General features: G+C 63.7%; 18 protein-coding genes. 10 read left to right on the top strand and 8 right to left on the bottom strand.

All coding sequences use genetic code 11. From position 1 onward, the window contains the following. Positions 1–120: 120 nt before the first annotated feature. The 6 genes from tusD to F3J45_RS02435 all read left to right on the top strand — a co-directional run bounded on the left by tusD (position 121) and on the right by F3J45_RS02435 (position 3,556). Entirely contained in the window at positions 121–513 is a 393-nt protein-coding gene (gene tusD, locus F3J45_RS02410) for a sulfurtransferase complex subunit TusD (RefSeq protein WP_167056706.1), read from the top strand. 1 nt (position 514) lies between these two features. Further along, on the top strand, positions 515–874 hold the full coding sequence (gene tusC / locus F3J45_RS02415) for a sulfurtransferase complex subunit TusC (RefSeq protein WP_167056709.1): 360 nt from the start codon (positions 515–517) through the stop codon (positions 872–874). After that, the gene (tusB, locus tag F3J45_RS02420) at positions 874–1,170 is read left to right on the top strand and encodes a sulfurtransferase complex subunit TusB (protein ID WP_167056712.1); all 297 of its coding nucleotides are present in this window, start codon (positions 874–876) and stop codon (positions 1,168–1,170) included. Before tusC ends, tusB begins: the two co-directional genes overlap by 1 nt. Then, entirely contained in the window at positions 1,167–1,502 is a 336-nt protein-coding gene (locus F3J45_RS02425; RefSeq protein ID WP_167056716.1) for a TusE/DsrC/DsvC family sulfur relay protein, read from the top strand. Before tusB ends, F3J45_RS02425 begins: the two co-directional genes overlap by 4 nt. Continuing rightward, positions 1,499–2,500: a glycosyl transferase family protein gene (locus F3J45_RS02430; RefSeq protein WP_167056719.1), complete on the top strand. Its 1,002-nt coding sequence runs from the start codon at positions 1,499–1,501 to the stop codon at positions 2,498–2,500. The genes F3J45_RS02425 and F3J45_RS02430 overlap by 4 nt, the downstream gene beginning before the upstream one ends. A 96-nt stretch (positions 2,501–2,596) precedes the next feature. Then, positions 2,597–3,556 carry a glutathione S-transferase family protein gene (locus tag F3J45_RS02435; protein WP_167056722.1) on the top strand — a complete coding sequence of 320 codons (960 nt, stop codon included), beginning with the start codon at positions 2,597–2,599 and terminating at the stop codon, positions 3,554–3,556. Between the two features lie 118 nt (positions 3,557–3,674). Here the strand turns inward: F3J45_RS02435 and cysG are convergent, their stop codons facing one another. From cysG to F3J45_RS02460, 5 genes are all read right to left on the bottom strand, one after another. Further along, the gene (gene cysG, locus F3J45_RS02440; RefSeq protein ID WP_167056725.1) at positions 3,675–5,066 is read right to left on the bottom strand and encodes a siroheme synthase CysG; all 1,392 of its coding nucleotides are present in this window, start codon (positions 5,064–5,066) and stop codon (positions 3,675–3,677) included. Beyond that, positions 5,067–6,347 (bottom strand): serine--tRNA ligase, encoded by a 1,281-nt coding sequence (gene serS, locus F3J45_RS02445; RefSeq protein WP_167056729.1) that lies wholly within the window; start codon positions 6,345–6,347, stop codon positions 5,067–5,069. Between the two features lie 103 nt (positions 6,348–6,450). Further along, the gene (locus F3J45_RS02450; RefSeq protein WP_167056734.1) at positions 6,451–7,776 is read right to left on the bottom strand and encodes a replication-associated recombination protein A; all 1,326 of its coding nucleotides are present in this window, start codon (positions 7,774–7,776) and stop codon (positions 6,451–6,453) included. Positions 7,777–7,788: 12 nt separating this feature from the next. After that, positions 7,789–8,412, bottom strand: coding sequence for an outer membrane lipoprotein chaperone LolA (gene lolA / locus F3J45_RS02455; protein WP_167056737.1), 624 nt, complete (start codon positions 8,410–8,412; stop codon positions 7,789–7,791). 62 nt (positions 8,413–8,474) lie between these two features. Continuing rightward, positions 8,475–11,030 (bottom strand): DNA translocase FtsK, encoded by a 2,556-nt coding sequence (locus F3J45_RS02460; RefSeq protein WP_370526193.1) that lies wholly within the window; start codon positions 11,028–11,030, stop codon positions 8,475–8,477. A gap of 325 nt (positions 11,031–11,355) precedes the next feature. On the opposite strand from F3J45_RS02460, the gene aat reads away from it, so the two are divergent. The 3 genes from aat (at position 11,356) to infA (ending at position 13,119) form a co-directional block, all read left to right on the top strand. Further along, positions 11,356–12,036 carry a leucyl/phenylalanyl-tRNA--protein transferase gene (gene aat / locus F3J45_RS02465; protein WP_167056740.1) on the top strand — a complete coding sequence of 227 codons (681 nt, stop codon included), beginning with the start codon at positions 11,356–11,358 and terminating at the stop codon, positions 12,034–12,036. A gap of 55 nt (positions 12,037–12,091) precedes the next feature. Continuing rightward, entirely contained in the window at positions 12,092–12,799 is a 708-nt protein-coding gene (locus F3J45_RS02470; protein ID WP_167056743.1) for an arginyltransferase, read from the top strand. Positions 12,800–12,900: 101 nt separating this feature from the next. After that, a complete protein-coding gene (gene infA, locus F3J45_RS02475) occupies positions 12,901–13,119 on the top strand; it encodes a translation initiation factor IF-1 (RefSeq protein ID WP_002553999.1) in 219 nt (72 codons plus the stop codon). 155 nt (positions 13,120–13,274) lie between these two features. On the opposite strand, the gene clpA is transcribed toward infA, so the two are convergent. Next, the gene (clpA, locus tag F3J45_RS02480) at positions 13,275–15,545 is read right to left on the bottom strand and encodes an ATP-dependent Clp protease ATP-binding subunit ClpA (protein ID WP_167056746.1); all 2,271 of its coding nucleotides are present in this window, start codon (positions 15,543–15,545) and stop codon (positions 13,275–13,277) included. A gap of 30 nt (positions 15,546–15,575) precedes the next feature. Then, complete coding sequence (clpS, locus tag F3J45_RS02485; RefSeq protein WP_003251220.1) at positions 15,576–15,938, bottom strand: ATP-dependent Clp protease adapter ClpS; 363 nt, start codon at positions 15,936–15,938, stop codon at positions 15,576–15,578. 229 nt (positions 15,939–16,167) lie between these two features. Here clpS and cspD point away from each other — a divergent pair, with 229 nt between their 5' ends. Continuing rightward, the gene (cspD, locus tag F3J45_RS02490) at positions 16,168–16,419 is read left to right on the top strand and encodes a cold shock domain-containing protein CspD (protein WP_167056749.1); all 252 of its coding nucleotides are present in this window, start codon (positions 16,168–16,170) and stop codon (positions 16,417–16,419) included. 80 nt (positions 16,420–16,499) lie between these two features. On the opposite strand, the gene icd is transcribed toward cspD, so the two are convergent. Continuing rightward, positions 16,500–17,756, bottom strand: coding sequence for an NADP-dependent isocitrate dehydrogenase (gene icd, locus F3J45_RS02495; RefSeq protein WP_167056752.1), 1,257 nt, complete (start codon positions 17,754–17,756; stop codon positions 16,500–16,502). Between the last annotated feature and the right edge of the window lie 290 nt (positions 17,757–18,046).

The raw sequence follows: 18,046 nt of genomic DNA on the forward strand, positions 1-18,046 counted from the left end.
TCCTACAGGGGATTACGGCAGGGGATTACAGCGCAGCCCGCAGGGATCGTGGCGAGCTTGCTACAGCGGGGGCGGGCTTTTTTGCTTTATCATGGCGGCATTCCCTTGCACGAGTTGCCCATGAAATTCGCCATTGCGGTATTTTCCCCGGCACATGCCCCCTCCTCGCGCCGCGCCCTGCGCTTTGCCGAGGCGGCGCTGGCCCGCGGGCATGAGATTGCCCGGCTGTTCTTCTACCAGGACGGGGTGCACAGCGCCTCGGCCAACGTGGTCACGCCCCAGGATGAACAGGACATCGCCGCCCAGTGGCGTGCCTTCATCGACACCCACCAGCTCGATGCCGTGGTGTGCATCGCCGCCGCCCTGCGCCGTGGCGTGCTCGACGAGGCCGAGGCCAGCCGCTACCAGCGCCCGGCGGTGAACCTGCCCAAGCCCTGGGAGTTGTCTGGCCTGGGCCAGCTGCATGAAGCCGCACAAACTGCCGACCGCCTGGTCTGCTTCGGAGGCGACTGAAATGGCCAAGTCCATGTTGATCATCAGCCGCCAGGCGCCGTGGAGCGGCCCGTCCGCCCGCGAGGCGCTGGATATTGCCCTGGCGGGTGGCGCCTTCGACCTGCCCCTGGCCATGCTGTTTCTCGATGACGGCGTACTCCAGCTCGCACCCGACCAGCAACCGGCTGCGGTGCAGCAAAAGAACCTTGCCGCCAACCTGCAAGCCTTGCCGATGTTCGGCGTCGAAGAGCTGTTCGCCTGCGGGCACAGCCTGGCACGCCGGGGGCTGCCCACCGACGCCCTGGCCCTGCAAGTGGAGGTGCTGGACGCCGCCGCGCTCAAGGCCCTGATTGCCCGTTTCGACCAAGTGGTGACGCTCTAATGGCAACCCTGCACGTGTTATCCCACTCCCCGTTCGCTGACGAACGCCTGGCCAGCTGCCTGCGCCTGCTCGCCGCCGACGACGGCGTGCTGTTGTGCGGCGACGCGGTCTACGCCCTGCGCCAGGGCAGCGACAGCCAGCGCCAGCTCGAAGCGGCAGGCCTGGCCCAACGCCTGTTCGCCCTCGATGAAGACCTGCAAGCCCGCGCCATCGCCAGCGAGCTGGCCAAAGCCGTGGACTACCCGGCCTTCGTCGAACTGTCACTGCACTACGACAAGGTCAACAGCTGGTTATGAGTACGCTTACCGTAGGCGATCGCGCCATCGCCCTGGACAAGGACGGCTTCCTGCTCGACCTGCAAGACTGGTCGCACCCGGTTGCCCAAGCCCTGGCCGAGCGCGAAAGCATCGCCCTGACCGCCGAGCACTGGGAAATCCTCGAACTGCTGCGCCAGTTCTACGCCGAGTACCAGCTATCGCCGGCCACCCGCCCGCTGATCAAATACACCGCGCTCAAGCTGGGCACGGAAAAGGGCAACAGCCCGCACCTCAACCGCCTGTTCAACGGCACCCCCGCCAAACTCGCCGCCAAGCTGGCGGGCCTGCCCAAGCCGACCAATTGCATATGACCGACGCCCGCCCACTGACCCTGGAAACCCCGGCCGAACACCCATTCGCCGAATTCGTGCGCATTCTTGGCAAAGGCAAGCGCGGTGCCCGCGGCCTGACCCGCGAAGAGGCCCGCGCCGCCATGACCCTGCTGCTCGAAGGCAAGGTCGAAGACACCCAGCTCGGTGCCTTCCTGATGCTGCTGCGGCACAAGGAAGAAAGCGCCGAAGAGCTTGCCGGCTTCACCGAAGCCCTGCGCAGCCACCTGCAGGCGCCACCCATTGCCGTGGACATCGACTGGCCAACCTATGCCGGCAAGAAGCGCCACCTGCCCTGGTACCTGCTCAGCGCCAAGTGCCTGGCCGCCAACGGCGTGCGTATTCTCATGCACGGTGGCGGCGCCCACACCGCCGGGCGGTTGTACACCGAACAGTTGCTGGCCTTGCTGGATATCCCGCTGTGCCGCGACTGGGCGTCGGTCAGCCAGGCCCTGGAGCAACAGCACCTGGCCTTTGCCCCACTGCACGACTGGGCGCCGCAGTTGCAGCGGATGATCGACCTGCGCAACACCCTCGGCCTGCGCTCGCCCATCCACTCCCTGGCCCGGGTGCTCAACCCGCTGGGCGCACGCTGTGGCCTGCAGAGCATCTTCCACCCCGGTTACCAGGCCGTGCACCGCGAAGCCAGCCAGCTGTTGGGCGATCACGTCATCGTGATCAAGGGCGATGGCGGCGAAATCGAGGTCAACCCGGATGTCACCAGCCACCTGTATGGCACCACCGCTGGGCAAGCCTGGGACGAGGAATGGCCAGCGCTGAGCGAGCGCCGCCATGTGAAGCCTCCCAGCCTGCAACCGGAGCATTTGCTGGCCGTGTGGCGCGGCGAAGCCGAGGACAGCTATGGCGAAATGGCCGTGGTCGCCACCCTGGCGCTGGCCCTGCGTGGCCTGGGCGACGACCGCGACCAGGCGTTCGCCAAGGCACGTGACTACTGGGCCAAGCGCAATCAATCGAATTAACAGATAAAACCACTGCAGTCTTTGCGCTAGTTATTCGAACGTTTTTCCCTAGACTGGGCTCCAACGACAAACACTTTTGTTTCCGAGGAGCTCAGCATGGGCCTTTTGATCGACGGCCGCTGGCATGACCAGTGGTATGAAAACGGCAAGGACGGCACGTTCAAACGCGAAAACGCCCAACGCCGCAATGCCCTGCCCGCCCCTGAAGCTGGCCGCTATCACCTGTACGTCTCGCTGGCCTGCCCCTGGGCCCACCGCACCCTGATCGTGCGTGCCCTCAAGGGCCTGGAGCCATTGATCGATGTTTCCGTGGTCAGCTGGCTGATGCAGGACCATGGCTGGACCTTCGACACCGAGCAAGGCTCCAGCGGCGACCACCTCGACGCCCTGCAGTACCTGCACCAGCGCTACACCCAGGACGACCCGCACTACACCGGCCGCGTGACCGTGCCTGTGCTGTGGGACAAAAAAGAGCAGCGCATCGTCAACAACGAATCGTCGGAAATCATCCGCATCTTCAACAGTGCGTTCAATGAACTTACCGGCAATAGCCTGGACCTGTACCCCGAGCCACTGCGCCCCACTGTCGAGGCGTTGAACGAACGGATTTACCCGGCGGTGAACAACGGCGTGTACCGCGCAGGCTTCGCCACCACACAGGACGCCTACGAGGCGGCGTTCGACGAGGTGTTCAACGAGCTGGATCATCTGGAGGCCTTGCTAGGTCGCAACCGCTACCTGGCCGGCGAATACCTGACCGAAGCCGATGTGCGTCTGTTCACCACGCTGGTGCGCTTCGATGCGGTGTACCACGGGCACTTCAAGTGCAACCTGCGGCGCCTGAGCGACTACCACAACCTGTCGAACTGGCTGCGTGAGCTGTACCAGTGGCCGGGGGTGGCGGGGACTGTGGACATGGAGCATATCCAGAAGCATTACTACATGAGCCACAAGACCATCAACCCGAACGGGATCGTGCCAAAGGGGCCGTTGCAGGACTTTACCGTGCCGCATGACCGCGAACGGTTGGTCGGGAAAGGGATATATCAGGGGTGAGATCGCTGGGGCTGCTTTGCAGCCCTATCGCGACCTGCGGTCGCTCCTACAGGGGATATGCATGCCCGGTAGGAGCGACCGCAGGTCGCGATAGGGCCGCAAAGCGGCCCCAACGATTTCAGCCGTTTTGCGAACCTTCGAACCAGGCCAGCTTGTCGCGCAACCGCACCACTTCCCCGACAATCACCAGGGTCGGCGCATGCACCTCATGCTGGGCCACCAGCGCTGGCAAATCCGCCAAGGTGCCGGTAAACACCCGCTGATTGCGCGTGGTCCCTTGCTGCACCAGGGCCGCCGGAGTGCTGGCCGCCCGCCCATGGCGAATCAGTTCGGCACAGATGGTCGGCAAGCCCACCAGCCCCATGTAGAACACCAGGGTCTGGGCCGGCGCCACCAGGTCATGCCAGGGCAGGTTGCTGGTGCCATCCTTGAGGTGCCCGGTAACGAAGCGCACCGACTGGGCGTAATCCCGGTGAGTCAGCGGAATGCCACCGTAGGCGGAACAACCACTGGCCGCGGTAATGCCCGGCACCACCTGGAACGGGATGCCATGCTCGGCCAGTTCCTCGATCTCCTCGCCACCACGGCCGAAGATGAACGGATCTCCGCCCTTGAGGCGCAGCACCCGCTTGCCCTGCTGGGCCAGGTCGACCAGTAGCCGGTTGATCTGCTCCTGGGGTACGGCATGGTCGGCGCGGCGCTTGCCCACGTAGATACGCTCGGCATCGCGCCGGCACATCTCGATGATCGCAGGTGCCACCAAACGGTCGTACAGCACCACGTCGGCTTGCTGCATCAGGCGCAAGGCGCGGAAGGTCAGCAAATCCGGATCGCCCGGCCCCGCCCCCACCAGGTACACCTCACCGCCCTGCTGCACCGGCGCGCCGTCGACCATCGCCTGCAACAGGCGCTCGGCCTCGCCACCCTGGCCAGCCAGCTGGCGCTCGGCAATCGGCCCCTGGAACACGGTTTCCCAGAAACCACGGCGCTGGTTGACGTCCGGGTACAGGGATTTCACCTTGTGCCGAAAACGCGCCGCAAGCCCCGCCAGTTCGCCATAGGCCGAAGGAATCCAGGCCTCCAGCTTGGCACGGATCAACCGCGCCAGCACCGGGGCATCGCCGCCACTGGACACCGCAATCACCAGCGGTGAGCGGTCGACGATCGCCGGGAAGATCACCGTGCACAAGGCCGGCGCATCCACCACGTTGACCGGCAGGCTCTGCGCCTGCGCATCGGCCGACACCTGGGCATTGAGCCCAGGGTCGTCGGTGGCCGCGATCACCAGCCGGCAACCGGCAAGATCAGTGGCCTGATAGCCACGCACCAGCACCTCACCGCCACCTTCCCGGGCCAACGCGGCCAGCTGGCCGTCGACGTCCGGCGCCACCACGCGCAGCGCAGCGCCAGCATCGGCCAGCAGGCGCGCCTTGCGCAGGGCGATCTCACCGCCGCCGACGACCAGCACACGGCCGCCCTGCAGCTTGTGGAACAGCGGCAGGTAATCCATTTAGCGGATAACCTCGACGCCGCCCATGTACGGCTTCAGCACGTCCGGCACGCGAATCGAACCGTCGGCCTGCTGGTAGTTCTCCAGCACCGCCACCAGGGTACGGCCAACGGCCAGGCCCGAACCGTTGAGGGTGTGCACCAGTTCCGGCTTGCCGGTTTCCGGGTTGCGCCAGCGCGCCTGCATGCGGCGCGCCTGGAAGTCACCGCAGTTGGAGCAGGAGCTGATTTCGCGGTACTTGTCCTGGCTTGGCACCCACACTTCCAGGTCGTAGGTTTTCACCGCGCCAAAGCCCATGTCGCCGGTGCACAGGGCCAGCACGCGGTAGGGCAGCTCCAGCAGCTGCAGCACGCGCTCGGCGTTGGCAGTCAAGCCTTCCAGGGCTTCCATCGACTTGGACGGCTCCACGACCTGCACCATCTCGACCTTGTCGAACTGGTGCTGGCGGATCATGCCGCGGGTATCACGGCCCGACGCACCGGCTTCGCTGCGGAAGCACGGGGTGTGGGCGACCAGCTTGAGCGGCAACTGCTTGGCATCGAGGATTTCACCGGCCACCAGGTTGGTCAGCGACACCTCGGCGGTTGGAATCAGGTAGAAGTCAGCCTCGCCTTCGCGGGTGATCTTGAACAGGTCTTCCTCGAACTTCGGCAGCTGGCCGGTGCCCTGCAGGGCCGGGGCCTGCACCAGGTACGGGGTGTAGTGCTCCTCGTAGCCGTGCTCGCCGGTGTGCAGGTTGATCATGAACTGCGCCAGGGCGCGGTGCAGGCGGGCAATCGGGCCGCGCAGCACGGCAAAACGGGCGCCAGACAGCTTGGCGGCCGCCTCGAAGTCCAGGCCACCGCTCACTTCGCCCAGGGCGACGTGGTCCTTGATCTCGAAGTCGAAGGCCGTTGGCGTACCCCAGCGGCGCACTTCGACGTTGTCGTCTTCACTGGCGCCCACCGGCACGCTGGCGTCCGGCAGGTTGGGGATGGTCAGCAGGATGCCGTCAAGCTCCGCCTGAATGGCGTCCAGCTCGGTTTTACCGGCGGCCAGTTCATTGGCCATGCGCTCCACATCGGCCATCAGCGGGGCGATGTCTTCGCCCTTGGCCTTGGCCTGGCCGATCGATTTGGAACGGGCGTTACGCTCGGCCTGCAGTTGCTCGGTGCGGGTTTGCACGGCCTTGCGGCGCTCTTCCAGCGATTCGATGCGCGCGACATCCAGGCTGAAGCCACGGGAGGCCAGGCGATCTGCCACTTCCTGAAGTTGGCCGCGTAACAGTTTGGAATCGAGCATATCGTTCTCTCGTTATAGGTAGGTGTTGGTTCAGAATGGGGTCAGTGGCGGGCCGACAGCCCGGCCACTGCGCTGATACTGGTATAGCCCAAGGCAACGGCCATCACGGCTTTCTCCGCTGCCGCGGGCTGTTGCGGTCAAGTTCGGCCAGGTGGCGCAGCTTCTCGCCGATCTTCAGCTCCAGGCCGCGGGGCACGGGCTGGTAGTACGGCCGTGGCTCCAGTGCGTCGGGGAAGTAGTCTTCACCGGCGGCGTAGGCATCGGGCTCGTCGTGGGCATAGCGGTACTCGTCACCGTAGCCCAGCTGCTTCATCAGCTTGGTCGGGGCGTTGCGCAGGTGCAGCGGTACTTCCAGCGAGCCATGCTCGCCCGCCTCGCGCAGGGCGTTCTTGAAGCCCATGTACACGGCGTTGCTCTTCGGCGCGCAGGCGATGTAGGTGATGGCCTGGGCCACCGCCAGCTCGCCCTCGGGGCTGCCCAGGCGCTCCTGCACGTCCCAGGCCGCCAGGCACAGGCTCAAGGCGCGGGGGTCGGCGTTGCCGATGTCCTCGCTGGCCATGCGCACCACGCGGCGGGCGATGTACAGTGGGTCGCAGCCGCCATCGAGCATGCGCGCGAACCAGTACAGGGCTGCATCGGGGCTGGAACCGCGCACCGACTTGTGCAGGGCGGAAATCTGGTCGTAGAACGCCTCGCCGCCCTTGTCGAACCGGCGGCGGCTGTCGCCGAGCAGGCTTTGCAGCATCTGCACGTCGATTTCGCTGCCGTCTTCGGCCAGGTCCGCGGCATTTTCAAGGAAATTGAGCATGCGCCGGCCATCGCCATCGGCGGCGGCCATCAGCATCTTGAAGGCCTCATCACCCACCTGCAGGTTACGCTTGCCAAGGCCGCGCTCTTCGCTCAGCGCACGGTTCACCAGCTTGCGCAGCGCTGGCTCGTCCAGGCTCTTGAGCACGTACACCCGGGCCCGCGACAGCAGCGCGTTGTTCAGCTCGAAGGACGGGTTCTCGGTGGTGGCGCCGATGAACAGCAGCGTGCCATCTTCCACGTAGGGCAGGAAGGCGTCCTGCTGGGACTTGTTGAAGCGGTGCACTTCGTCAACGAACAGGATGGTACGCCGGCCATACTGGCCGGCCTGCTGCTTGGCCACTTCCACCGCCTGGCGGATCTCCTTGACCCCGGCCAGCACCGCCGACACCGTTTCGAAATGGGCGTCGCAGAACTGCGCCAGCAGCCGCGCAAGGGTGGTTTTACCCACTCCCGGCGGCCCCCAGAAAATCATCGAGTGCAGCGCGCCCTGCTCCAGCGCCTCGCGCAGCGGTTTGCCGCGCGCCAGCAGGTGCTCCTGGCCGACGTACTCGTCCAGGTTCGACGGGCGCAGGCGTGCAGCCAGGGGCTGGGCGACGGGTTCGCTTCGAAACAGGTCCATGGCGAGCTCTGCTTACTCCTTGATGACGTCCGCGCCTTTGGGGATGTCGAACTTGAACTGGCTGTCCGGCACCGCCTGGTTGGCCTTGACGCCATTGAACAGGATGTTGGTGCGCTGGCCGACGCTGTCGACCAGCTGCATATCGTTGATCAGGCCCTTGCGGAACGAGACGCGCAGGGAGTCGAACAAGGTGTCCTTGGTCTTGGGCTTGAGGGTGAAGTCCATCACTTCGCCCTGCTCCTTGGAGGTGATGTCGAAGCTCTGGCTGATTTTCGACACATCACCGGACAACAACAGCGCCGGGGTCTGGTTCAGGCGCTGGTCGAGCTTCTTGATGGTCGCCTGTTCCAGGTCCGGGTCCCACAGGGTGACGTTCTTGCCGTCGGACACTACCACCTGCTCCTGCGGCGCATTGGTGTGCCAGTAGAACAGGCCCGGGCGTTTTACCGTCATCTTGCCGGAGGTTTCCTGCAGGCTGGTGCCGCCGGCGTCCAGGGTCAGCTGGGAAAAGTTGGCCTCCAGGGTCTGCGACTTTTCCAGCAGCTGGGTCAGGCGTTGTACGTCTTGCTCACCGGCATAAGCCGTAACCGAGCCCAAGGTCAGGGCAGAAACCAACAGCATGCGAATCGCGCGCATGGGAATCCTCATCGAGCATTGAATAGGCCGGGCGCCACCGTTGGCGCCCGGCAAGGTGTTCATCAGTCGCGCGGGCCGCCTGGGGCAATCACTTCCCGCGAGCCGTTGCTGTTCATCGGGGTGACCACGCCGGCCATCTCCATGGCCTCGATCATGCGCGCGGCGCGGTTGTAGCCGATCTTCAGCTTGCGCTGCACGGCCGAGATGGACGCGCGGCGGCTTTCCAGCACGAACTGCACGGCTTCATCATACAGTGCGTCGCTCTCGGAATCTTCGCCATCGCCACCGCCACCACCGCCGCCATCGAAGCCGCTGCCGGCCTCCTCGACGCCGTTGAGGATGTCGTCGTTGTAGTCCGGCGCGCCGCGCAGTTTCCAGGCCTCGACCGTGCGGTGCACTTCATCGTCGGAAACGAACGCACCGTGCACGCGAATCGGCAGGCTGGTGCCCGGCGGCATGTAGAGCATGTCACCGTGGCCCAGCAGCTGCTCGGCGCCGCCCTGGTCGATGATGGTCCGCGAGTCGATCTTGCTCGACACCTGGAACGCCATGCGGGTCGGGATGTTGGCCTTGATCAGGCCGGTGATCACGTCCACCGACGGGCGCTGGGTGGCGAGGATCAGGTGGATACCGGCCGCCCGCGCCTTCTGGGCGATACGGGCGATCAGCTCTTCGACCTTCTTGCCGACGATCATCATCATGTCGGCGAATTCGTCTACCACCACCACGATGGTGGGCAGGGTTTTCAACGCCGGTGGCTCGTCGTCCATGCTTTCGCGGCGGTACAGCGGGTCGTGGATGATTTCGCCGGCTTCCTGGGCGTCCTTGATCTTGCGGTTGAAACCGGCCAGGTTGCGCACGCCCATGGCGGCCATCAGCTTGTAGCGCCGCTCCATCTCGGCCACGCTCCAGCGCAGCGCGTTGGCGGCGTCCTTCATGTCGGTGACCACTGGGCACAGCAGGTGCGGAATGCCCTCGTAGATCGACAGTTCGAGCATTTTCGGGTCGATCATGATCAGCCGCGCATCTTCCGGGCTGGACTTGAACAGGATCGACAGGATCATCGCGTTCACGCCCACCGACTTACCGGAACCGGTAGTACCGGCCACCAGCAGGTGCGGCATCTTGGCAAGGTCAGTGATTACCGGCTTGCCGCCGATGTCGTGGCCCAGGGCCAGGGTGACCGGCGATTTCTGCTCGTCGTACTGCGGCGTGGCGAGCACTTCGGAGAAGCGCACCATCTGCCGGTTTTCGTTGGGAATCTCGATACCCACGGTGGTCTTGCCGGGAATCACTTCCACCACCCGCACGCTGGTCACGGCCAGCGAACGCGCCAGGTCCTTGGCCAGGTTGGCGATACGGCTGACCTTCACACCCGCGGCCGGCTGGATTTCGTAACGGGTAATCACCGGGCCTGGGTGGATGGAGTCCACCGACACTTCCACGCCGAATTCCTTGAGTTTGATTTCCAGCAGTTGGCCGACACCGGCCAGCGACTCGGGCGAGTACTCGATCTTCTTCTGCTCGGCGGGGTCGAGAATGGAAATCGACGGCAGGGTGCCTTCGACAGCGCTGTCGACGAACAGCGGCGCCTGTTTTTCCTTCATCACCCGCTTGCTCGGCTCCGGCGCCTTGGCCGGGGTTGGCGGGATGATCACCGGTGCTGCGGCAGGTTCGCGGGCCACCACGGTTTCGCGGGCCACCACTGGCTCACGGGCAATCGGCTCACGGGCAATGGCCGGCTCGCGCGGCGCCACCGCACGCACGGGCGGCTCGCTGCGCTCGACCACGGGCTCTGCGCGTTCGCGTGGCTGCGGCTTGGCCGCTTCACGCTTGTCGGCACGGGCCTTGAGGTCGAAAGCCGGCTCGTCGACCTCGCGCAACTGGGCTTCCAGGCGCTTGCGCTCGTTGCGCGCTTCCCACCAGCGGCTGGCCGCGCCTTGCACCAGGTCGAACAGGTCGAGGGTGATCTTGCCGGTCAGGTCCATCACCTTGAACCACGACAGGTCGGTGAACACGGTCAGGCCGAACAGGAACAGGGCGATGAACATCAGCGTGCTGCCCTGCACGTTCAGCAGGTTGCGCGCCAGGTCGCCCAGGCTCTCGCCCAGGGCGCCACCTGCGGAAAACGGCAGGCTCGCGGGCGGGTGGAAATGGATATGCGCCAACGCGGCGCCCGACAGCACCAGGAACACCAGGCCAATCAGCCGCCAGGAGAACAGCCAGCCGCTCCACTGCCAGGGCTGGTGGCGCTCACGGAAAATCTGCCAGGTCTTGATCGCCAGCAGCAACGGGAAGATGTAGGCGAAATAGCCCAGCACCATGAACAGGATGTCGGCGAAGTACGCACCGGCACGCCCGGCGGCATTCTGCACCTGGTCGACGTTGCTGGTGTGGCTGAAGCCTGGGTCGGAGTTGTCGTAGGTCAGCAGTGCCATCCACAGGTACAGGCACAGGGCGCCGACAGCGATCAACGCACCTTCCTTGAGGCGGTAGTGCAGCTGCTGCCGCCACAGGGGCACGGGCAAGGGAGCTGGAGTTGCGGTGGATTTCTTCAAAACGCGTCTATTCCTGCGCGTGCTGCGCGTCCAGTAGTGATCGGCCGGTGCTTGGCCAATGAACCACTACTTTTAACATTACTGCCCGCCAGCCGCCATGACGGCGCGCCGTATGGAGCCTGGCTGGGGGGCGACTTTCATATGGGTGCAATTTGAGCATGCATTTTCTTTTGTGACAAAGGCTTATGCTGTGTTTTTGCACAGGTGTGACAGCAAATGTAGCGGATGGTGCCTAAGGTTTCATGAATGTGTAGGAAATCGCCTATTTGGTTGTCCGTACCGACCTCTGTGGGCGCGGGCTTGCCCGCGAAGGATCCACAACCATTGACCCTGCCGTGCACGCAAGCCATGCTGCCCTCTCCCCTCCCCCACCGCACGATAGACCATGCTCACTTGGCTAACCCGCGACTCACTGACCTTCCCGCCCCTGGAAAAGGCCCTGCACGACCCCAACGGCCTGCTCGCCGCCGGCGGCGACCTGAGCCCCGAGCGCCTGGTGCAAGCCTATCGCCACGGCTGCTTCCCCTGGTACTCGGACGGCCAGCCGATTCTCTGGTGGTCGCCAGACCCGCGCACGGTGCTGCTGCCGGACGAGCTGCACGTGTCGCGCTCGTTGGCCAAGCTGATGCGCCAGGGGCGCTACCAGGTCAGTTTCGACACCGACTTCCCGGCCGTGATCGCCGCCTGCGCCGCGCCACGCGACCCGGAGGGCGGCACCTGGATCACCGACACCATGCGCAACGCCTACTGCGAGCTGCACCGGCGCGGCATCGCCCACTCGGTGGAAGTGCGCCAGGACGGTGAGCTGGTGGGCGGCCTGTACGGCCTGGCCATGGGCCAGCTGTTCTTCGGCGAGTCGATGTTCAGCCGCGCCGACAATGCCTCCAAGGTCGGCTTCGCCACCTTGGTCCAGCACTTGCGCAACGCAGGCTTCGTGCTGATCGACTGCCAGATGCCGACCAACCACCTGCACAGCCTGGGGGCCCGTGCCATCAGCCGAGCCGCATTTGCCGAGTACCTGGCCAAGCACCTCGACCAGCCCAATAGCGCCACCTGGGTTTGCTAGGCGAGTTTTGCCAGCTGGCTTACACTTAAAGCAAAGTCTCACCGAGGGGTTGATCATGACAGAGTTGGCGCGGTTGAAGTTCTATGCCACTCAACCCCACTCCTGCAGCTACCTGCCGGACGAACAGGCGACCACGCTGTTTCTCGACCCCAGCCAGCCGATGGACGTGCACGTGTACGCCGACTTGTCGGAAATGGGCTTTCGCCGCAGCGGCGACCACCTGTACCGCCCGCACTGCCAGAACTGCAACGCCTGCGTGCCGGCGCGCATCCCGGCCGCGCGCTTCATTCCCAACCGCCAGCAGCGGCGCATCTTGAAGCGTAACGCCGACCTCAGCGTAACCGCCGCCCGCCCGGCGTTCAGGGAAGAGTATTTCGACCTGTACCGGCGCTACATCGAAACCCGCCACGCCGACGGCGACATGTACCCGCCCAGCCGCGACCAGTTTGCCACCTTCCTGGTGCGAGACCTGCCCTTTTGCTGGTTCTACGAGTTCCGCCTGGAAGGCCGCCTGCTGGCGGTGGCGGTGTGCGACCTGCTGCCCAACGGCCTGTCGGCGGTCTACACCTTCTACGAGCCCGACGAAGAACGCCGCAGCCTGGGCCGTTTCGCCATTCTCTGGCAGATCACCGAGGCGCTGCGCCAGGACCTGGAGGCGGTTTACCTGGGGTACTGGATCAAGAACTGCAAGAAAATGAACTACAAGACGCAGTACCGGCCAATAGAATTGCTGATAAACCAGCGCTGGGTCACCCTCAACTGAAAGCATTGGCTTGACACACAGTTTTCGGGCATAATCCACGCCACTTTTTTGCCCGGTGCGGATATGCGTCGGGCCAACACTGGATCCGAGGGCTCTACTGCATGTCGAAAGAAGACAGCTTCGAAATGGAAGGTACTGTCGTCGACACCCTGCCCAACACCATGTTCCGCGTGGAGTTGGAAAACGGGCACGTCGTAACCGCGCACATCTCCGGAAAGATGCGCAAGAACTACATCCGTATTCTCACTGGCGACAAGGTCCGCGTCGAACTGACGCCGTACGACCTGAGCAAGGGCCGCATCACTTACCGTGCGCGCTAAGCTCAAGCCATGAAAAAGCCCGGCCATGTGCCGGGCTTTTTTGTGCCTGTTGAAACCGCGTCACGGCTGATCGCGAGCTGCGCTCGCTCCTACAGGGACCGAATTCCCATATAGGAGCGAGCAACGCTCGCGAAGGGCCGCAAAGCGGCCAGCTGTCACGCCACCTCAGCCGTGGTCTCGAAGTCGAACACCAGTTCGCCATCGCGCAGGTCGACGTGCACCACGCCACCATGCTCGGCCAGCTCGCCAAACAGGATCTCCTCGGCCAGCGGCCGCTTGATCTTGTCCTGGATAAGCCGCGCCATCGGCCGTGCGCCCATCTGCACGTCGTAGCCGGAAACCGCCAGCCAGCCGCGGGCGGCATCGCTGACTTCCAGCAGCACGCGCTTGTCTTCCAGCTGCGCCTGCAGTTCGATGAGGAACTTGTCGACGATGCTCTTGATCGTCTCGGTGCTCAGGCGGCCGAACTGGATGATGGTATCCAGGCGGTTGCGGAACTCCGGCGTGAAGCTCTTGCGGATCACTTCCATGGCATCGGACGCATGGTCCTGATGGGTGAAGCCGATCGAGGCCCGCGCGGCGGTTTCGGCGCCGGCGTTGGTGGTCATGATCAGGATCACGTTACGGAAGTCTGCCTTGCGCCCGTTGTTGTCGGTCAGGGTGCCGTGGTCCATCACCTGCAGCAGCAGGTTGAAGACTTCCGGGTGGGCCTTCTCGATTTCATCGAGCAGCAGCACGCAGTGCGGTTGCTTGGTGATCGCCTCGGTCAACAGCCCGCCCTGGTCGAAGCCAACGTAGCCGGGCGGTGCACCGATCAGCCGCGACACGGTGTGGCGCTCCATGTACTCGGACATGTCGAAGCGCACCAGCTCAACGCCCAGGGCCTTGGCCAGCTGCCGCGCCGCTTCGGTTTTACCCACGCCGGTGGGGCCGGCGAACAGGAACGAACCGACTGGCTTGTCTGGCGACTTGAGCCCAGCCCGGGACAACTTGATGGCGGTCGCCAGCGAGTCGATGGCCTGGTCCTGGCCGAACACGGTCAGCTTCAGGTCACGCTCCAGGTTACGCAGCAGCTCCTTGTCGGAACTGGTGACATGCTTCGGCGGAATCCGCGCAATCTTGGCAACGATGTCCTCGACCTGCGGAACCTCGATGCGCTTGACCCGGTTGGATTCCGGCTGCAGGCGCTGGTAGGCGCCCGCCTCGTCGATCACGTCGATGGCCTTGTCGGGCATGTGGCGGTCGTTGATGTAGCGCGAGGCAAGTTCGGCGGCGGCGCGCAGGGCTTCGTCGCTGTACTCGATGTTGTGGTGGCTTTCGAAACGCCCTTTCAGCCCACGCAGGATGCCAACGGTGTCTTCCACCGACGGCTCGCTGACATCAACCTTCTGGAAGCGCCGCGCCAGGGCACGGTCTTTCTCGAAGATGCCGCGGAACTCCTGGAAGGTGGTGGAGCCAATGCAACGGATCTCACCCGACGACAACAGCGGCTTGAGCAGGTTGGAGGCATCCATCACCCCGCCCGACGCCGCACCGGCACCGATGATGGTGTGGATCTCGTCGATGAACAGGATCGCCTGCGGGCGCTTGCGCAGCTCGCCAAGCAGCGCCTTGAAGCGCTTCTCGAAATCGCCACGGTACTTGGTACCGGCCAGCAGCGCGCCAAGGTCCAGGGAGTAGACCACGCTTTGCGCCAGCAGGTCGGGCACCTGGCCGTCGACGATGCGCTTGGCCAGGCCTTCGGCGATGGCAGTCTTGCCAACACCGGCTTCGCCCACCAGCAGCGGGTTGTTCTTGCGCCGGCGCGCCAGAATCTGCGCAACGCGCTCCACTTCCTGCTCGCGACCCACCAGTGGGTCGATACGGCCGGCACGGGCCAGCTCGTTCAGGTTGCTGGCATAGGCGTCCAGCGGGTTGCTCGAAGAGGACGTTTCGCCGCCCTCTTCGTCTTGCATTTCCTGGTCGCTTTCACTGTGCGAACCATGGCCAGGCACCTTGGAGATGCCGTGGGCGATGTAGTTGACCACATCGATGCGGGCCACGCTCTGCTGCTTGAGCAGGAACACGGCCTGGCTTTCCTGTTCGCTGAAGATCGCCACCAGCACATTGGCGCCGGTGACTTCACGCTTGCCGGAACTCTGCACGTGGAACACGGCACGCTGCAGCACACGCTGGAAGCCCAGGGTCGGCTGGGTTTCGCGGTCCTCATCATTGACCGGAATCAGGGGAGTGGTGGAATCGATGAACTCTTGCAGGTCGTGCTTGAGCTTTTCGAGATTGGCGCCACAGGCGCGCAGAACGGTCGCAGCAGCCTCATTGTCAAGGAGTGCCAGCAGCAGATGTTCGACGGTCATGAACTCATGACGTTTCGAACGGGCCTCCTTGAAGGCAAGATTGAGGGTGACTTCGAGCTCGCGGTTTAACATAGCTTCACCTCATACCCAAGTGGTCGGCGATTAACCGTCCTTCTCGATTTCACAGAGTAGCGGATGCTGGCTTTCCCTGGCGTATTGGTTGACCTGCATGGCCTTTGTCTCGGCGATGTCACGGGTAAACAATCCGCACACTGCCCGCCCCTCGGTATGGACGGTCAGCATGATCTTGGTCGCCAGCTCGCGGTTCAAACTGAAGAACGTTTCGAGCACTTCGACGACGAAATCCATCGGTGTGTAGTCATCGTTGAACAAAACCACCTTGTACATCGGTGGCGCCTGCAGGATCGGCTTGGCTTCCTGAACGGCAAGACCTGAGCCGTCGTCCTCGTTCGATTGCGGGCGATCCTGATTGAATGTTAGTCGAATCTCACTGGGTGCATGCATGGAAAGAATTTCATCATGAGCGACAGGTTAAGGTTGTGGGTTGGCCGCCGAGGCCGTCGCCAGCGCAGGCGCCGCGTGACCTTGACTATCGGCAAAACGGTGTTACAACCAATAAGAACCCACCGTGGTCGATAAAGATCCGCGCAGTCAACCGGTTTTTTCGCAGGTTCGTATGCGGATGAAGTGGATGATACTCCAGTGATGGAGTCCTTTGCAGAGGGACATAGGGATGGCAAGCGGTAAAGTCAAGTGGTTCAACAACGCCAAAGGCTACGGATTCGTCAACGCCGACGGCGACAGCGAAGACCTCTTCGCCCATTATTCCGCCATCCAGATGGAAGGCTACAAGACCCTCAAGGCCGGCCAGACCGTGACGTTCGACATCGTGCAAGGCCCCAAGGGCAAGCACGCGGTGAACATTTCCGGCAGCTCAGCCGTGAAGGCAGATTCCACGCCGGAGGCCGTCACCAGCAACGCCTGACCTGTTCTACTCTGCCGGTATACGAAAAAACCGGCCGCTTCTTTATGGAAGCGGCCGGTTTTAAATTGCCCTGCCTATCCTTACATATGCTTGATCATCGCATCGCCAAACCCTGAACTGCCCACCAGGGTGGCCCCGTCCATCAGGCGCTCGAAGTCGTAGGTCACGGTCTTGGCGGCAATCGCGCCATTGGTGCCCTTGATGATCAGGTCGGCCGCCTCGGTCCAGCCCATGTGGCGCAGCATCATTTCCGCCGAAAGAATCACCGAGCCCGGGTTGACCTTGTCCTGCCCGGCGTACTTGGGCGCGGTGCCGTGGGTGGCCTCGAACATGGCCACGGTGTCGGACAGGTTCGCCCCCGGCGCGATGCCGATACCCCCCACCTCCGCCGCCAGGGCGTCGGACAGGTAGTCACCGTTGAGGTTGAGGGTGGCGATCACGTCGTACTCGGCCGGGCGCAGCAGAATCTGCTGGAGCATGGCGTCGGCGATGGCATCCTTGACGATGACCTCGCGGCCGGTCTTGGGGTTCTTGAACTTCATCCACGGGCCGCCATCGAGCAGCTCGGCGCCGAACTCGTCGCGGGCCACTTCATAGCCCCAGTCCTTGAACGCCCCTTCGGTGAACTTCATGATGTTGCCCTTGTGCACCAGGGTCAGCGACTCGCGGTCGTTGTCCACCACGTACTGCAGGGCCTTGCGCACCAGGCGCTTGGTGCCTTCGCGGGAAACCGGCTTGACGCCGATGCCGCAGTCCTGGTCGAAGCGGATCTTGGTAACGCCCATTTCTTCCTTGAGGAACTTGATCACCTTGTTCGCCTCGGGCGAGCCGGCCTTCCACTCGATGCCGGCGTAGATGTCCTCGGAGTTCTCGCGGAAGATCACCATGTCCACGTCGCCAGGCTTTTTCACCGGGCTCGGCACGCCCTGGAACCACAGCACCGGGCGCAGGCACACGTACAGGTCGAGTTGCTGGCGCAAGGCCACGTTGAGCGAACGGATACCCCCGCCAACAGGGGTGGTCAGCGGCCCCTTGATCGACACCACGTAGTCTTTCACTGCATCCAGGGTTTCCTGGGGCAGCCAGGTGTCCTGATCGTACACCTGGGTGGCCTTTTCGCCGGCATACACCTCCATCCAGGCGATCTTGCGCTTGCCGCCGTAGGCTTTGTGCACGGCAGCATCGACCACCTTGATCATCACCGGCGAGACATCGACGCCAATCCCGTCGCCTTCGATATAAGGAATGATCGGGTTGTCAGGAACGTTGAGCGAATGGTCTGCATTGACGGTGATCTTGGTGCCGTCGGCCGGAACCTTGATTTTCTGGTATCCCATGCTTGCACTACTCCGCTGTCGGGTGTGATTGGACATCGTGCGATGCAATGAGCCTAAACCACATCCGCCGACCTGCAAGCTGTGGGAGCGGGCTTGCCCGCGAAGAATGCAACACAATGGGTGCGTCACTACACCACATTGCCCCTACGTCTTTGGTCTTATAAATGGCGAGGATGTCACTTGGCCTTGCTGATTAGTCCGATTGGTTTGGTATACTGCGCCGCGACCGAAGGGTCATCGGGGCGAATCCCAGGAAAATGCGGACCGCCCTTGGCCGTGAAGGGCCTGAA

The sequence above is a fragment of the Pantoea sp. Ap-967 genome (genome assembly GCF_011752565.1).
Classification (GTDB): domain Bacteria; phylum Pseudomonadota; class Gammaproteobacteria; order Pseudomonadales; family Pseudomonadaceae; genus Aquipseudomonas.

What these genes read in the sequence shown, in the direction of transcription:
- tusB (WP_167056712.1), top strand. Translation starts at nt 874, where the DNA reads ATGGCAACCCTGCACGTGTTATCCCACTCCCCGTTCGCTGACGAACGC.
- clpA (WP_167056746.1), bottom strand. Translation starts at nt 15,545, where the DNA reads ATGTTAAACCGCGAGCTCGAAGTCACCCTCAATCTTGCCTTCAAGGAG.
- infA (WP_002553999.1), top strand. Translation starts at nt 12,901, where the DNA reads ATGTCGAAAGAAGACAGCTTCGAAATGGAAGGTACTGTCGTCGACACC.
- F3J45_RS02430 (WP_167056719.1), top strand. Translation starts at nt 1,499, where the DNA reads ATGACCGACGCCCGCCCACTGACCCTGGAAACCCCGGCCGAACACCCA.
- tusD (WP_167056706.1), top strand. Translation starts at nt 121, where the DNA reads ATGAAATTCGCCATTGCGGTATTTTCCCCGGCACATGCCCCCTCCTCG.
- F3J45_RS02450 (WP_167056734.1), bottom strand. Translation starts at nt 7,776, where the DNA reads ATGGACCTGTTTCGAAGCGAACCCGTCGCCCAGCCCCTGGCTGCACGC.
- aat (WP_167056740.1), top strand. Translation starts at nt 11,356, where the DNA reads ATGCTCACTTGGCTAACCCGCGACTCACTGACCTTCCCGCCCCTGGAA.
- F3J45_RS02425 (WP_167056716.1), top strand. Translation starts at nt 1,167, where the DNA reads ATGAGTACGCTTACCGTAGGCGATCGCGCCATCGCCCTGGACAAGGAC.
- serS (WP_167056729.1), bottom strand. Translation starts at nt 6,347, where the DNA reads ATGCTCGATTCCAAACTGTTACGCGGCCAACTTCAGGAAGTGGCAGAT.
- clpS (WP_003251220.1), bottom strand. Translation starts at nt 15,938, where the DNA reads ATGCATGCACCCAGTGAGATTCGACTAACATTCAATCAGGATCGCCCG.
- F3J45_RS02435 (WP_167056722.1), top strand. Translation starts at nt 2,597, where the DNA reads ATGGGCCTTTTGATCGACGGCCGCTGGCATGACCAGTGGTATGAAAAC.
- cysG (WP_167056725.1), bottom strand. Translation starts at nt 5,066, where the DNA reads ATGGATTACCTGCCGCTGTTCCACAAGCTGCAGGGCGGCCGTGTGCTG.
- cspD (WP_167056749.1), top strand. Translation starts at nt 16,168, where the DNA reads ATGGCAAGCGGTAAAGTCAAGTGGTTCAACAACGCCAAAGGCTACGGA.
- tusC (WP_167056709.1), top strand. Translation starts at nt 515, where the DNA reads ATGGCCAAGTCCATGTTGATCATCAGCCGCCAGGCGCCGTGGAGCGGC.
- lolA (WP_167056737.1), bottom strand. Translation starts at nt 8,412, where the DNA reads ATGCGCGCGATTCGCATGCTGTTGGTTTCTGCCCTGACCTTGGGCTCG.
- icd (WP_167056752.1), bottom strand. Translation starts at nt 17,756, where the DNA reads ATGGGATACCAGAAAATCAAGGTTCCGGCCGACGGCACCAAGATCACC.
- F3J45_RS02470 (WP_167056743.1), top strand. Translation starts at nt 12,092, where the DNA reads ATGACAGAGTTGGCGCGGTTGAAGTTCTATGCCACTCAACCCCACTCC.